Source organism: Tersicoccus solisilvae, assembly GCF_014643255.1.
Taxonomy (GTDB): domain Bacteria; phylum Actinomycetota; class Actinomycetes; order Actinomycetales; family Micrococcaceae; genus Tersicoccus; species Tersicoccus solisilvae.
Genome location: NZ_BMJI01000116.1, coordinates 1 through 501, shown reverse-complemented (window position 1 = coordinate 501; position 501 = coordinate 1). Strand labels below are relative to the sequence as shown.

1 protein-coding gene is annotated in these 501 nt (G+C 49.9%); it reads right to left on the bottom strand.

What is annotated here, in order from left to right; translation table 11 throughout:
* Positions 1–10 precede the first annotated feature (10 nt).
* The coding region (locus tag IEX22_RS16515) for a hypothetical protein (protein ID WP_188669308.1) at positions 11–501 on the bottom strand (491 nt) is incomplete at its 5' end.

Below are 501 nucleotides of genomic sequence, written 5' to 3'. Positions count from 1 at the left end.
TTATTGTTGATTAAAACTCGCACTTGTCTTTGCCGGGCTTCAGCTTACCTTGAGGGTCAAACTGTTTGCCGCAAATTTTCTTGCCGTCCCGATACAGGGTTTCATAGCGGCCATCGTGATAGATGCCGATGACCACGCCATCGAAACGGGCACCATTGAAGTTGTAAACCTGTTCACCATTGATCATCCGGTTGTATACAGAGATCCTCGGCTCCTCCTTATGGAGCTTGCCATTGATGTAACGGCGTTCAACCATCTTGTTGGCCGCCGTTAGCTCCTGGCTCTTGAGCAGCCGTCCCTCCCGGTCATAACAGATATATTCCTGTTCATAACCGTAGCTGAGGCGTCTGAAGCAAGCATCCTGACCATCTTCATAGAAGCTGTGTTGCCAACCGCACAAGTTATTGGTGGTTGCCGCGCCGTCATAATCGCAATAGAAGTTGATCTCCTGCAACTGGCCGTTGCGGTGAAAACGATAGCCATCGCCTATGGATATCCCTT